This window comes from Rhodococcus phenolicus (assembly GCF_001646785.1).
GTDB classification, from domain to species: domain Bacteria; phylum Actinomycetota; class Actinomycetes; order Mycobacteriales; family Mycobacteriaceae; genus Rhodococcus; species Rhodococcus phenolicus.
The window spans coordinates 97,166-110,441 of record NZ_LRRH01000052.1; the positions used below are offsets into that span (position 1 = coordinate 97,166).

14 protein-coding genes are annotated in these 13,276 nt (G+C 68.6%); 6 read left to right on the plus strand and 8 right to left on the minus strand.

Annotated features, from left to right (window positions below):
- The first annotated feature begins 131 nt into the window (after window positions 1-131).
- Window positions 132-809, plus strand: a complete 678-nt coding sequence (locus A8G15_RS15235) for a M50 family metallopeptidase (protein WP_245687857.1) — start codon at window positions 132-134, stop codon at window positions 807-809.
- A gap of 49 nt (window positions 810-858) precedes the next feature.
- On the opposite strand, the gene A8G15_RS15240 is transcribed toward A8G15_RS15235, so the two are convergent.
- Window positions 859-1,503 carry a cyclase family protein gene (locus A8G15_RS15240; RefSeq protein WP_068160963.1) on the minus strand — a complete coding sequence of 215 codons (645 nt, stop codon included), beginning with the start codon at window positions 1,501-1,503 and terminating at the stop codon, window positions 859-861.
- Between the two features lie 143 nt (window positions 1,504-1,646).
- Between A8G15_RS15240 and A8G15_RS15245 the strand changes: the two genes are divergently transcribed.
- Window positions 1,647-2,786: an acyl-CoA dehydrogenase family protein gene (locus tag A8G15_RS15245; RefSeq protein ID WP_068160966.1), complete on the plus strand. Its 1,140-nt coding sequence runs from the start codon at window positions 1,647-1,649 to the stop codon at window positions 2,784-2,786.
- Window positions 2,783-4,057, plus strand: a complete 1,275-nt coding sequence (locus tag A8G15_RS15250) for an acyl-CoA dehydrogenase family protein (protein WP_068160969.1) — start codon at window positions 2,783-2,785, stop codon at window positions 4,055-4,057. Before A8G15_RS15245 ends, A8G15_RS15250 begins: the two co-directional genes overlap by 4 nt.
- On the opposite strand, the gene A8G15_RS15255 is transcribed toward A8G15_RS15250, so the two are convergent.
- Entirely contained in the window at window positions 4,058-5,470 is a 1,413-nt protein-coding gene (locus A8G15_RS15255) for an FUSC family protein (protein ID WP_068160972.1), read from the minus strand.
- Between the two features lie 71 nt (window positions 5,471-5,541).
- On the opposite strand from A8G15_RS15255, the gene A8G15_RS15260 reads away from it, so the two are divergent.
- Entirely contained in the window at window positions 5,542-6,057 is a 516-nt protein-coding gene (locus tag A8G15_RS15260; RefSeq protein WP_068160975.1) for a MarR family winged helix-turn-helix transcriptional regulator, read from the plus strand.
- Between the two features lie 9 nt (window positions 6,058-6,066).
- On the opposite strand, the gene A8G15_RS15265 is transcribed toward A8G15_RS15260, so the two are convergent.
- Together A8G15_RS15265 and A8G15_RS15270 are read right to left on the minus strand one after the other, a co-directional pair.
- Window positions 6,067-6,528: a hypothetical protein gene (locus A8G15_RS15265; protein WP_068161030.1), complete on the minus strand. Its 462-nt coding sequence runs from the start codon at window positions 6,526-6,528 to the stop codon at window positions 6,067-6,069.
- Between the two features lie 77 nt (window positions 6,529-6,605).
- The gene (locus A8G15_RS15270) at window positions 6,606-7,418 is read right to left on the minus strand and encodes a DUF72 domain-containing protein (RefSeq protein ID WP_068160978.1); all 813 of its coding nucleotides are present in this window, start codon (window positions 7,416-7,418) and stop codon (window positions 6,606-6,608) included.
- A 113-nt stretch (window positions 7,419-7,531) separates the two neighbouring features.
- Between A8G15_RS15270 and A8G15_RS15275 the strand changes: the two genes are divergently transcribed.
- On the plus strand, window positions 7,532-8,119 hold the full coding sequence (locus A8G15_RS15275) for an HdeD family acid-resistance protein (RefSeq protein WP_156665413.1): 588 nt from the start codon (window positions 7,532-7,534) through the stop codon (window positions 8,117-8,119).
- An 85-nt stretch (window positions 8,120-8,204) separates the two neighbouring features.
- Here the strand turns inward: A8G15_RS15275 and A8G15_RS15280 are convergent, their stop codons facing one another.
- On the minus strand, window positions 8,205-8,612 hold the full coding sequence (locus A8G15_RS15280) for a PPOX class F420-dependent oxidoreductase (protein WP_068160983.1): 408 nt from the start codon (window positions 8,610-8,612) through the stop codon (window positions 8,205-8,207).
- Between the two features lie 141 nt (window positions 8,613-8,753).
- On the opposite strand from A8G15_RS15280, the gene A8G15_RS15285 reads away from it, so the two are divergent.
- A complete protein-coding gene (locus tag A8G15_RS15285; RefSeq protein ID WP_068160986.1) occupies window positions 8,754-9,074 on the plus strand; it encodes a GYD domain-containing protein in 321 nt (106 codons plus the stop codon).
- A gap of 49 nt (window positions 9,075-9,123) precedes the next feature.
- Here A8G15_RS15285 and A8G15_RS15290 read toward each other — a convergent pair whose 3' ends face one another.
- The 3 genes from A8G15_RS15290 to A8G15_RS15300 form a co-directional block, all read right to left on the minus strand.
- Window positions 9,124-10,950, minus strand: coding sequence for a flavin-containing monooxygenase (locus tag A8G15_RS15290; RefSeq protein WP_068160988.1), 1,827 nt, complete (start codon window positions 10,948-10,950; stop codon window positions 9,124-9,126).
- Between the two features lie 76 nt (window positions 10,951-11,026).
- Window positions 11,027-12,343 carry an NtaA/DmoA family FMN-dependent monooxygenase gene (locus A8G15_RS15295; protein ID WP_068160994.1) on the minus strand — a complete coding sequence of 439 codons (1,317 nt, stop codon included), beginning with the start codon at window positions 12,341-12,343 and terminating at the stop codon, window positions 11,027-11,029.
- 87 nt (window positions 12,344-12,430) lie between these two features.
- Window positions 12,431-13,276: FAD-binding protein (locus tag A8G15_RS15300; protein ID WP_156665414.1), on the minus strand; the 846-nt coding region annotated here is incomplete at its 5' end.

Sequence of the window (13,276 nt, forward strand, 5' to 3'; positions counted from 1 at the left end):
CCCCGGACCTCGATGCCGCACGGGTCCCGCCGTACGATGACACGTTCCGTTTCGACGAAAGGTGACCTGTGCCCTCGACCCTCGCCTCGATCCCGGACACACGGGGATCCGCCTGGGACGCGGTGTCCGCTGTGAGCGAGCCGGCCCCTCCCGCACTGATCGTCGTCACCGCTGTGATCGCGCTCGTGCTGGTCACCGTGCGGCCGTTGTGGCTTGCGACGCGGCACCTGATCACGCAGGCACACGAGGGGTCGCATGCGCTCGTCGCGCGTCTGGTCGGGCGGCGGCTGTCCGGGATCCGGTTGCACAGCGACACCTCCGGGGTGACCGTCTCGTCCGGCAATCCGCGCGGTCCGGGCATGATGGCGACCGCGTTCGCGGGGTACGTGGGTCCGGCGGTGCTCGGGTTCCTCGCGGCGACGTTGCTGACGCTCGACCGCCCGGCCGCGGTGCTGTGGTCGGTGCTCGCGGCGCTGGCGCTGCTGATCCTGCTGATCCGCAATCTGTTCGGTTTCCTGTCCGTCCTCGCGGTCGGCGCCGCCGTCGGGGCGGCTGCCTATTACGGGGATCCGGTGATCCGCTACACCGCGGCGTATCTGCTGACGTGGGTGCTGCTGTTCGGTGCGACCCGGCCGGTCGTCGAGCTGGCCCGCACCCATCGGCGTGGGGGCGGCGGGGGTTCGGATGCCGATCAGCTGCGGTGGCTCACCCGGATTCCGGCCGCCCTGTGGATTCTGGTGTTCGGGCTGGTGACCGCCGGGACGGCGGTGTACGGGACCGCCCGGATCGTGGTCACGCAACTGCTGTGACCGTGCGCCTTTCCGGCGCGTGGACACACCGGAAAAGGCACCGGTGCCGTCACTCCACGTCCATCGCGACGGCCCGCACCGGGGCACCGTCGCCGCCCGCGAGCCGGATCGGCAGGACACTGATCAGCGGGTCCGGGAAGTCGATCCGCTCGAGTCCGCACAGGTTCTCGCAGATGACGCCGCCGGCATCGGCGACGAGCCAGTGCGCGGGGAACTCGCTCGCACCGGTCGTATCGAGGCTCGGAGCGTCGATGCCGATCGTGCGCACACCCCGGTCGAGGAGCCGGCGGCACGCGTCCGCGTCCAGGAAAGGGTGATCGAAGTACGCGTCGGTTCCGTAGTGCGCGTCCCAGCCGGTGTGCAGCAGGACGATGTCGCCGGGTCCACATGCCACGTCACCGATGGTTGCCGCGGTGATCGGGGTACGCGCGGTCAGCCCTCGCACGTCCACGACGACGCCGCGCCCCACGAAGAGCCGCGGGTCCAGCCCGTCGACCGGTTCGCCGGTCTCCCGCATGTGCCGCGGGGCGTCGACGTGCGTGCCGGTCTGGGACCCCATGTCGATTCGCAGCAGGTTGTAGCCGTCGGCGCGCAGGGTCGCGTGCGGGGTCAATGCGGTCGCGGGGTCGCCCGGGTACACCTGGGTCTCCGCGGACACAAGACGGCTCAGGTCGACGATCCGGCGTACGCGCACCCGCCGATCGTATCCGCGCGACCGTCCCCCTATCAGCTCGCCACAACACCTTCAAGAGTGGCATTTTCAATCCTTGCAAGTATTGTTCTCTACACCGAGAGCGATATGTTCACACCGGCTGCGACGGCAGGGGACGAAGACACATGCTGTGGGAACCGACTCCCGACCAGGAGTTCTTCCGAGACACGACCGCGCGGTTCCTCGAGGACCAGGCGCCTCCAGGGGAACTGCGCCGCATGCGCGACGATCCGGCCGGGTTCGACGCCGGCTACTGGCGGCGCGGTGCGGAACTGGGCTGGACGAGCCTGCTCGTCGCCGAAGAACACGGCGGTGGTTCCCTCAGCGGCGCCGGACTCGTCGACCTCACGCTCGTCGCCCACGAGTTCGGCCGGCACGCCGCACCCGGCCCGCTGACACCGAGCAACCTGGTGGCGGCCGCGCTGAGCACCCACTACACGGATGCCCACGACAAACCGCTCGCGGCGCTGATCGCCGGAACGTCGACCGCCGCGTGGTGCGTCGACGAACCGCTGCCCGGCAGCCGCCCCGCCGGATCTCCGGTCGAGATCCGGGTCGAGGGCGACGAGGTCGTCGTGCACGGGACCAAACGGCCCGTCGAAGCCGCCCCGACCGCGGACCTGCTGCTGGTGACCGGGCGCACGGGCGACGGCGTGTCCCAGGTGCTCGTTCCGGCCGACACCGCCGGTGTCCGCGTCACCCCGCTGCGATCGATCGACGTGACCCGCCGCTACGCGACCGTCGAGTTCGAGGAGGTGCGTCTGCCCGCGACGGCACTGGTCGGAACCGCGGGCGGTGCGCGTGCCGACGTCGAGCACACCCGGCGGCTCGCCGTCGTGATCGGTTGCGCCGAGTCCGTCGGCGCCCTCCAGTCGGTGTTCGACCTGACCGTCGAATGGGCCTTCGACCGTTACTCGTTCGGCCGCTCGCTCGCCTCGTATCAAGCGCTCAAACACCGGTTCGCAGACATGAAGACGTGGCTCGAGGCGTTCCACGCCCTCGCCGACGACGCTGCCGCCGACGTCGCCGCGGGCGTTCCCGGCGCGGCGGAATCCACCAGTGCCGCAAAGGCATACATCGGCGACTACGGCGGCCTGCTGATCCAGGACTGTGTGCAGCTCCACGGCGGTATCGGTGTCACTTACGAACACGACCTGCACCTGTTCATGCGCCGGGCCACCGCCAACCGGGCGAGCCACGGCAGTCCCGCCGAACACCGACAGCTCATCGCCGACATCGCCCTGCAGCAGGAGGCCGCACAGTGACCCCCGCACCCGAGAACACCGAGACCGTCGACGATTTCCGCGATCGTGCGCGCACCTGGATCCGCGCGAACCTGGAGCCCGCCGATCCCACCGCGCACATCGGCGTGTTGCGCGCCGAAGGCTCCGACGAGGAGGAACTCGCCGCGGTCGCGCACGAACGCGAACTGCAGCGCAAGCTCTTCGACGCCGGGCTCGCCGGGATCTGCTTCCCTCGGGAGTACGGCGGCCAGGGCCTGACCCGCGCGCACCAGCGGGTGCTCGACGAGGAACTGGCCGGATTCGAATATCCGGCGCGACTGCAGTCACCGACGTTCGTGCCGTGCGCCGCAGTGCTTCTCGAATGCGGTACCGAAGAACAGAAGCAGCGTCACATCCCCGCCATCCTCAAGGGCGAGGAGATCTGGATGCAGTTCCTCTCCGAACCGAGCGGTGGTTCCGATGTCGCGAGCGCCGTGACCACCGCCGTGCGCGACGGTGAGGACTGGGTGCTCAACGGATCGAAGATCTGGACCACGGGCGCATGGTGGTCGGACTGGGCCCTGTGCCTGGCGCGCACCAACTGGGACGTACCCAAGCATCGCGGCCTCACCGTCTTCATGCTGCCGCTGAAGCGCGAGGGCGTCGAGGTCCACCGCATCGAAATGCTCAGTGGCTCCAAGGAGTTCTGTCAGGAGTACCTGACCGACGTGCGGGTTCCGGACAGCGACCGTATCGGTGAGGTCGACGACGGCTGGAGCGTCGGCACCCGCTGGATGTTCCACGAACGGATGCAGTCGAGTTCCCAGTTCGCCACCCGCCCACCGGGCAGTTCCCGCGGCGGGTCGCGGATGGCGGAACTCGTCTCGGTTGCGCGCGACGCCGGCCGGCTCGACGACCCGATCGCCCGCGACCTGGTCGGCGAGGCCCGCACCCTGGAACTGGCGAAGGAGGCATTGCAGCGTCGTATCGGCCGGGGTATCGCGACCGGCAGGATCTCCGATCAGGCGGCCGGGATCGTCCGATTGATGGCCGGGACCGTCGCGACCCGGCTCACCACGATCATGTACGAGTTCACCGGCGCCACCGGAGCCGCGTGGGACGACGACGACGGCGCGGTCGCGGAGGTCGGACACGACTACCTGATGCAGCAGGTCTGGTGCATTGCCGGCGGCACCACCGAGATGGCCCGCAACACCATCAGCGAACGGGTGCTCGGGATGCCCCGCGAACGCAGCCACGACCCGAACATCGCGTTCCGCGACATCCCGAAGAGCAGATCGTCGGAGCGGTAGTCAGGGCCGGGCGAGCAGGTGGTGGCGGTCGCCGCGCGCGATGGTGAGCGCGGCGACGATCACGCCGACGACGACACCGATGAGCGTGTCGCCGACGCGGCTGATCGCGATGTCCGGACCGATCGGTTCGCCGAGGCCGGTGAGCAACAGGGACATCGCCGTCACCGCGATCGACGCGAGCGCGTAGTTCCGGGTGACGTACAGTTCCGCCGTCGTCTGCAGGACGACGATCACGACCACGAGCGGCCAGTAACCGAGCGCCGCCGCGAGCAGGGCCGCGGCGAGCAAGGCACCGGCGACGTTCCCGATCAACCGCTGGATGGCACGCTGCACGGTGTGCCCGTAGTTGGCACCCTGCAGCGCGGCCATCGCGCCCATCGTCGCCCACAGCGGGTGTTGCAGGCCGGCAGCGAGTGCGATCCAGCCCGCGAGCAGCGCCCCGGCCACCACTCGTCCGGCGCCGACCACGATCGCGCGGTCGCGCAGGTCCCGGACACCGGTCCGCAGGAAGCTCTCGGGTCGTTCGGGCAACCGCGAGTCGGCGGCATCGACGCGGGGAATCGCGATGTCGCGTCGAATCTTTCGCAGTTCCGATTCCAGGCGCGCGAAGTCGTCCCGGCGTGCGCGGACCGTGTCGTGCGAACCGGTGTCGACGACCGCCTCGGCGGCGTCCAGCAGGGCGAGCAGCTCGTGGGTGTGCGGGTGACGGGCTCCGAGTGCGACGACCTCCCGCCCCCGCGCGATCGCCGCGCGCGCCGGTGCGACCGCTTCCTCACCATCCGTTTCCAGCGCGGACACCGCTGCCAGCGCGCGGGCGACCGCGACGCGGGCGGGACCGTGCGGGTGGTACAGCGCCGGTGCCATCGCCACCGCCCAGCCGACGGTCGCGCCGATCGCGGCAGCGGTCACGGCCGCGCCGATGTCCGCAGCGGTGTCGGCGAATCCGGCGGCTCCGGCCGCGGCGAAGATGAGGATCAGGGCTCCCGGCCCGATGATGCGGAACGCGGCAAGCAGCCAGAATGCGATCCCGGCCGCGGCGGCGAGCATCGCCGTCTGGATCCACATCGGTATTCCTGTCGCACCGGTGGCGGCCCCGAGCGCGACGTACGCGACGACCCCGGCCCCGGCGCACGCGGCCTTACCGGCGAGCCGCCGATACGGTTCGTGCCGTCCGAACGCCGAGGACAGCGCGCCGAGCGCCGCGAACCCGGCGAGCTGGACCTGATCGAACAGGCCACCGCCGACGAGGACGAGGAGCACCGCCAGCCCGACCCGCAGCGAGGGTGCGACGACCGCGTCTGCGCGGCGCACGTCGAGCGAGTCCCGCCAGGCGGCGGCGGACAGCGAATGCGCGAGGGCGCCGCCGGTGTGTCGCAGGCGGCGGTAGGTCGGGTCGGTGGGCGAGGCAAGCACCGGTCCAGTCTAATGCTTCACAAGTAAAATAGTTATGAAATGTCTGTGAAACGGATCGCTAGACTGAGTCCATGCCCGACGCCTCCATCCCCGCCGACGACTTCGTCGATCGTGTGCGCACCGCGTGGGCCGAGTCCTACCCGGAGCTGGACACCCGCCCCATCGACGTCATCGGGCGCATCATCCGGGTCAGCTCGCTCGCACTGAACCAGCTCGACCACGAACTCACCGGGAGCGGGGTCACCCGAACGGAATTCGAGGTGCTGTGCGCGCTGGCCCGCAGTCCCCATCCGCTGCGGGCCAGCGAGGTCACCTCCGTCACCGGGATGTCGGGCGCCTCCACCACCAAGCACGCCGACCGCCTCGTCGGACTCGGATTGCTCGAACGCAAACGGCTCGAACGCGACGGTCGCGTCGTACTGCTCGACCTCACCGACGCCGGACGCCGCGTCGTCGAAGCCGAGTACCCGCGCCGCGTCACCCGTGAGCTGCACATGCTCGACGGACTGTCCGACGACGAACTCGACACCCTCACATCCCTGTTGCGGCGGGTCGTGTTCAACGTCGAACAGCAGACCCGCCCCTGACGACGCACGTCAGGGCATCTCGACGGTCTCCGCTCGTTCGATCTCCCCGACCGCACGGCGCACATACGGCCCCGGCTCGATCGCGCGGGTTGCCAGCAGATCGGCGAGCACCACGAGCCCCGCGGTGAGGTACTGCTCGGGCCGGGCCTTCGGCGCCTCCGGATCCGTCACCCCCAGCGCCCCGGTGAGCACCGCCACCAGTGCATCCGGCGAGGCCTGCACCGGACCGCGGGCACAGCGCTCGAACACGGCCTGAACGTCCTCGCCGGCCAGGCCGTCCGGATGCAACTCCTCGAACAGCTCGCGCATCATTCCCGCGTGCACGGCCGTGACCTGCTCGTACGGCAACTCGACGAGGTCCGCGGCCGCGGCGGCGAACGCCGGTTCGTCGCCCGCCCTGGCCGCGCCCAGCGCAGTCTCGGTGGCATGCGCGATCTCCCGCGCGATCGTCGGCCAATGCGTGGGCCACACAGTGTTCTCCTCGTCGGTGCTGCTTCGTCCGCCTCGGCGGCGGCACGCACCCAGTGTGCCGTCCGGCCCCGACACGCTCACAGTCGTCGCTGCAGCTCGAGCGCGTCGTGCGGGGCGAATCCCTTCGCGTCGTTGTCGAAGTACACGTAGACGTCGAGGCCGTCGCCCAGCCACGCGCCGATCCGTTCGGCCCACCGATCCAGCGCCGCGTCCGTGTAGCCGCTGACGTACAGCTCGGCGTCGCCGTGCATGCGCACATAGACGAAATCCGAGGTGACGTCCGTGAGGAAGGGATACCGGCCCGCGGTATCGGCGACGACGAGTGCGACGTCGTGTTCGCGGAGCAGTGCGGCGGCCTCCCCGGTCGCGAAGGTCGGATGCCGCACTTCCATCGCGTGGCGGATCGGGCGGTCGGCGTCCGGCTCGGTCCATGCCCGATCGTCCGGGACCTTGTCGGTCCGGCGCGAGGCGAGCGCCGCAGCCTCGCCCGTCGTGCGCGGCAGTTGCACGCAGAACCCGGCTATCCGCTCCGGTTCGAACGCCATGGTGGGCGGGAGTTGCCACAGGAGCGGACCGAGCTTGGGACCGAGCACGGGAACACCCGACGCGAAGAAGTTGGCGAGCGCCTCATCGACGTCGAGAAGACGTTTGAGGTGGGTGACGAACCGGCCGCCCTTGACCGCGAACACGAAATCGTCGGGAGTGCTGTCCCGCCAGGCCTCGAAGCTCGATTTCCGCTGCAGGCTGTAGAACGTGCCGTTGATCTCGATCGTGCCCATCCGCTCGGCGGCGTACTCGAGTTCGCGGCGCTGCGGCAACCCCGCCGGATAGAAGTCGCCGCGCCATCCGGGATAGCGCCAACCCGAGATTCCGACCCGTGCGCGGACCATCGCACGACGATACCCCCGCGGATCGCACTTCCGAGAGCGCTCATTCGCCGCGCACGCACCCGTGACCGGGCCTACGCTGAGCCGGAAGCCAAGATCAAATATCAGGAGTGCTCATGTCCGAGACCGCTGCCACCCCGAATGATCCGTTCCGTTCCCTCTTCAAACAGATCTGGTGGATCGTGCTGATCCGCGGCATCCTCGCCGTACTGTTCGGCATCGTCGCCCTCGTCTGGCCTGGCATCACCGTGTGGGCCCTCGTCGTCGTCTTCGGCATCTACGCGATCATCGACGGCATCGTGCTCGGTTACCACGCGGTCCGCGACCGCAGGACCCTGGACGGCTGGGGCTGGTGGCTCGCGACGGCCGTCATCTCGGTCCTCGCCGGCATCGTGGCTCTGGTGTGGCCCGGCGCGACCGCGCTCGTGCTGCTCTACATCATCGCGTTCTATGCGATCTTCTTCGGAATCGCCGGTGCCGTCGGCGCATTGCGGTTCCGGAAGGTCCCCGAGTCCGGGTGGGTGTGGTCGCTCGTCGCGGGAATCCTCGCGATCCTGTTCGGCATCGTCCTGCTGATCTTCCCCGGTGGCGGCATCACCGGTCTGATCTGGCTCCTGGGTATCTACGCGATCCTGTTCGGCATCCTGCTCATCGCCGTCGCATTCCAGGCCAGGAAGGTCGCGAAAGAGGCCGGCGTCCTCTGACGCACCGCCCCGGACGCCCCCGCGCTCCGGGTGATGGGAACCAATATTCGGTCTGACCGGGTGACGGTTCCCATCACCCAGGGGATTACGCGTCCTTGAGGCGGCCCCAAGCGTGCCAGCGGTCGATCTCGATCCACGCGCTGACCCGCTTGCGGTCGCGCACGTAGTACTGCCTGCCGGTGTAGTGCCGCGCGATGCGATCGATGTCGGCGAGGCCCTCGTCGTCGACGATCTCGACGACCCGACCCTGCAGGCTCACGTGGGTGATCCAGTCGTCGGGGTCGATCGCGCTCAGGCTCACCCGCGGATCGTTGCGCAGGTGACCGAGCCGTGTGCGGCCCTCGTCCATGTTCACGAGGATGCGGCCGTTCTCGTAGCCGTACCAGGTCGGCACGGACACGGGTTGGCCGTCGGACCGCAGGGTGCTGATGGTCGCGTAGTTGGGCCGGGCGAGGAATTCGGCCACGGCGTCGGGCAGCGGCGGCTTCGGCACTGCAACCCTCCCTTTCGGTGAGATCTTCCGGTGTCTCCACGAGCCTAGGCGGAACGCGTGAGCCGATCGCGTCGAAACCACCCCGCGGCACCGTCTCCGGGCCGACCATGGAGAGGTCCCCGACCCGAGGAGAACCGTCCCATGCCGAAATTTCTGTGGCAGGTCACCTACACCAGCGAAGGCGCGAGAGGGTTGCTCGACGAGGGCGGTACCGCGCGACGCGACGCGATCGTCAGTATGGTCGAGAGTGTCGGCGGCAGCGTCGAATCCGTGCATTTCGCTCTCGGTGGGCACGATCTGTACGTGATCGGCGAGGTACCCGACGACATCGCCGCCGCCACCCTGGAACTACGCACCATCGGTTCGGGTGCGGCCCGGTCGAAGCCGATTCTGTTGCTCACGCCCGAACAGATCGACGAGGCCGTCCACCGGGACACCAGCTACCGGGCTCCCGGCGACTGATCCCCCACCGCTCCGGGTGCCGACGGGTACCCGCTTCGGCAACGCGGCGTCACCGAAGCGTGACGCCGTCCATATCTCCGCTTTCCCGCCACCGGGCCAGCAGCTCGAAGAACTGCACCGGACCGCCGCCGTAGTTGGCTGCCGCGAGTCCGTCCGGATTGCCGATGTCACCCTCGTTGTCGAGATAGCTGGGGGTGCAGTCCGCGTAGAAGGCGCGACCGGGGCCGGAGAGCTCGTTCATGGTGGCGACCCAGCCGTCTTCCGCCCGGAGGTCGGCCTCGATCGTGGTGGCTCCGCGCACCACCCGTTGCTCGAGCAGATAGACCAGGTGACGGGCCCGTTCCTCGGCGGTGTGGGTGTAGTTGTTCGCGATACCGGTCTGCGTGTACCCGAGGAAGAAGCAGTTGGGGAAACCGTGGGACTGCAGGCCGTGGAAGGTGCGCGGTCCGCTCTTCCACTTGTCGCTGAGGTGAACACCGTCCCGGCCGATGATGTCGAAACCCGTGCGACGGGTGTAGCTGCTGCTGACGTCGTAACCTGTCGCGAAGATCAGCGTGTCGACCTTGTACTCGCGGTCTCCGACGACGACCCCGTCACGCGTCAGGCGCTGGATCCCGCGACCGTTCGTGTCGACCAGTTCGACGTTGTCACGGTTGAAGGTGGGGAGGAACTCATCGTGGAACCCGACGCGCTTGCAGAGACGCTTGTACCACGGTTTGAGGGCTTCTGCGGTGGCTCTGTCGGTCACGATGGAGTCGATCCGGGCGCGCACCCGTTCCATGGAGTTGAAGTCGGCCTCGAACAGGAACTCGGCGATCTCCTCCGCGGTCATCGGTGCACCCCGACGCTCGATCTCCTGCCGGACCGCCGTCCTGGTGACCTCGGCCGACACGCGGGTCCAGCCGTCGTCGACGAGGTCGGTGTGATGCTCCACCCCGGCTGTGTAGCGGGTGAAGTTCTCCATCCGCTCACGCTGCCATCCGGGTTCGAGGCCGGCTGCCCATTGCGGGTCCGTCGGCTTGTTGCCGCGCTCGTCGACGGCGTTCGGAGTCCGTTGGAACACATAGAGTTTCCCGGCCCACCGGCCGAGATGGGGCACCACCTGCAGACCGGTGGCGCCCGTACCGATGACGCCCACGGATTTGTCCTGCAGCCCGGTCAGGTTCCCGGTCTCGTCTCCCCCGGTGTAGCCGTAGTCCCATCGGCTGGTGTGGAATGTGTGACCTTCGAACTCGTTGATGCCGACGATGCCCGGCAGCTTGGGCCGTGTGAGCGAGCCCGGTGAAACGACCACGATCCGGGCTCGGATGCGGTCACCACGATCGGTCTTCACGATCCAGCGCTCGGCCTCCTCGTCCCAGACCGTCTCCTCGACGGTGGTGTGGAAGAGCGCGTCGCGCACCAGATCGTACTTGTGCGCGATCGCCGACAGGTGCTCCCGGATCTCGGATCCGTAGGCGTACTTCTGCGTGGGGACGTAGTTCATCTCCTCCAGCAGCGGCATGTAGATGTAGGACTCGATGTCGCACTGCACACCCGGATAGCGGTTCCAGTACCAGGTTCCGCCGACGCCGCCGGCCCGGTCGATCAGCCGGATGCCGTCGAGGCCGGCTTCACGCATCCGTGCCGCGGCGATCAGGCTGCCGAGGCCCGCGCCGATCATCAGGATCTCGACCTCGTCCTGCACCGGCTCGCGCTCGATCCGGTCGACGTAGGGGTCGTCCTCGTAATGCGAGAACTCCGCGGTGACCTCGACGTACTGCTCGACTCCGTCGCGCCTGAGTCGCTTGGCTCGCTCGTAGGCGTGCTTGGCGCGCACCCAGTCCGGGTCGAAGCCCTCAGGTTGAGGTCCCGGTGGCGTCAACGGGTCCGGCATGGTCGGTTCCTTTCGGAGTTTCGGCATGTTTCCGCGCTACTGGAAGTGGTCGTCACGGATGGAATTCGGAGGCCCCTCACAGCCCGCTGGAGAAGCGTTCGCGCAACGGCCGGTCGTCGGGAGTTCCCCGGTGGAGCCCGCGGTCGATCAGTCGCGGAACCACCTCGTCGATGAACTCGCGGACCGACGCCGGGCCGACGGGGAACATGAGGTTGAACCCGCCGACGTTGCCGTCGGTGAACCACTGATCGAAGTCGTCGACGATGTCGTCGTAGGAGCCGACGAACTTGCGGTGCTGGGCTCCGCCCCGGCCGAGCGACTGTGCTGCGACATCGCGGACGGTTGCGCCGGGATGCGCCTCGATCCAGTCGTAGAGTCCGACGTAGTTCCCGAAGGTGCTTTTGACGGTCGACTCGACGTCGGCCGGTTTCGGCAGCAACCCGAACGGGAATCGGTCGTCGACGCTGTCGTACGGAACCTCCAACCCGAACTGTGCCAGCGCTTTCGGCGCGACACTCTCCCACGGGACGTAGTCGTCCAGGGCGCGCATCTTCTCCTCTGCCTCCCGGGCGGTACGCCCGATGTACGGTATGAGGCCGGGGACTGCCGGAACACTTCCGGCCGCACGTCCGGCGTCCGCGAGCGCCTTGTCCAGGTCCTCCCGGTACGCCGCGGCACGCTCCCGGGAGGTTGCGGCCGTGAACACCATGTCCGCATGCCGGGCGGCGACCTTGATCCCCGGTCCCGACCCGCCTGCCTGGGCGACCAACGGTCGCCCCTGCCGGCTCGGCGCGACATTCAACGGTCCGAGGACACCGAAGGATTCGCCCCGGTGGTCGATCGGCGTGGCGTAGTAGCGCACGACACCGTCCGGATCGCGCCGCACCTCACGGTTCGCCCACAGCGCCGCGGTCACGTCGAGAAACTCCATGGCTCGGCGGTATCTGGTCTCCCGGTCGGGGTGACTGTCGCGGCTGTAGTTCAACGCAAGTGCGTCGCCGACGGTGGTGACCGCGTTCAGCCCGGCACGGCCGTCGGACGCCTGGTCGAGCGACGCGATCAGGCGAGCGAGGGTGTACGGGTCGTAGAACGTCGTCGACGCTGTTGCTATGAGTCCGACGTTCGTGGTCTCACGGGCCATCGCGCTCAGCGCGGTGATCGGCTCGGCAGGCCCCCCGTCGAAGGCCGGGGAGTTCGGCATGCCGGGCACGTCGCCGAGGAAGACGGCGGTGAAGAGACCCTCGTCGCCGAGTCGGCCGTAGGCCATGAGCCGTTCGAACGGGTCGGTGAGCGCCGTGTCGGCGTGGTGCCGCTGTTCGTACGCGGGGGCTCCGAAATGGAGGTTGATGTCGTTGCCGACGAGGTTGAAATGGAGGTACCGCCGGTTCGCCATGGGCCGTCCTTCCGATGGAAGTGGACACGAAAGTCCTTGCTAGATCATATGATCCGATCCAGACCGATTGCAGGCCGATTCGATCGACTATTCGTTCTTCGCCTGCGCCACCACCGCGGTTTCGGGCATCGGGCGGTGATCGGCGACCGCCGCCCGCCCCGCTCTCATCCCCCATATCCCTGCGACCGCGAGAGTGGCACCGGCACCGCCGTAGACCATCCCGCTGGGGTTGGCCATGACATTGCCTGCGGCGTACAACCCCGCGATGACGGACCCGTCGACGTCGAGAACCCGTCCCTCGACGTCCGTGCGGGGCCCACCCTTCGTGCCCAGCGCAGAGCTCACGACCTCGACCGCGTAGAACGGTCCCGTACGGATCGGACCGAGTGTCGCGTGGGGGGAATCGGGATCGCTCATCCGCCCACCGGGGAAACGATCGAACGCACTGCTTCCCCGAGAGAAGTCCGGGTCCACACCTCGCGCCGCGTACTCGTTGAAGCGTTCGACCGTATCCGTCACCGCGTCGACCGGCAGACCCAGAGCAGCGGCGAGCGCTGCCGGCGTGGGTGCGCTTTCGACCCAGTCGGGGACCGGAGCCCCGGGACTGCCGCCGAACACGCCGAACCGATCGACCGTGGACTGGTCGAAGATCATGTACGCCGGGAGATTCGGGTAGTCGAGTTTCGACTCGTCGAGATGGTGGAAGGCGCCTCCGAACGCGTTGTAGTTCGCCGCCTCGTTGGCGAAGCGCCGGCCGTAGCGGTTGACCATGATCGACCCGGGGAGCGCACGTTCACGAGAGGACAGCAGCGCCGCCGGCACCCCGTCGCGCCGGGTACCCGGACACGGCACCATCGGCGACCACCACGCTTCGCGCATGTTGCCGAGGCGGGCACCGACCCGCATGGCCATCCGCAGGCCGTCGCCCGTGTT

What these genes read in the sequence shown, in the direction of transcription:
- A8G15_RS15260 (WP_068160975.1), top strand. Translation starts at nt 5,542, where the DNA reads ATGCCCGACGCCTCCATCCCCGCCGACGACTTCGTCGATCGTGTGCGC.
- A8G15_RS15275 (WP_156665413.1), top strand. Translation starts at nt 7,532, where the DNA reads ATGTCCGAGACCGCTGCCACCCCGAATGATCCGTTCCGTTCCCTCTTC.
- A8G15_RS15270 (WP_068160978.1), bottom strand. Translation starts at nt 7,418, where the DNA reads ATGGTCCGCGCACGGGTCGGAATCTCGGGTTGGCGCTATCCCGGATGG.
- A8G15_RS15245 (WP_068160966.1), top strand. Translation starts at nt 1,647, where the DNA reads ATGCTGTGGGAACCGACTCCCGACCAGGAGTTCTTCCGAGACACGACC.
- A8G15_RS15290 (WP_068160988.1), bottom strand. Translation starts at nt 10,950, where the DNA reads ATGCCGGACCCGTTGACGCCACCGGGACCTCAACCTGAGGGCTTCGAC.
- A8G15_RS15295 (WP_068160994.1), bottom strand. Translation starts at nt 12,343, where the DNA reads ATGGCGAACCGGCGGTACCTCCATTTCAACCTCGTCGGCAACGACATC.
- A8G15_RS15285 (WP_068160986.1), top strand. Translation starts at nt 8,754, where the DNA reads ATGCCGAAATTTCTGTGGCAGGTCACCTACACCAGCGAAGGCGCGAGA.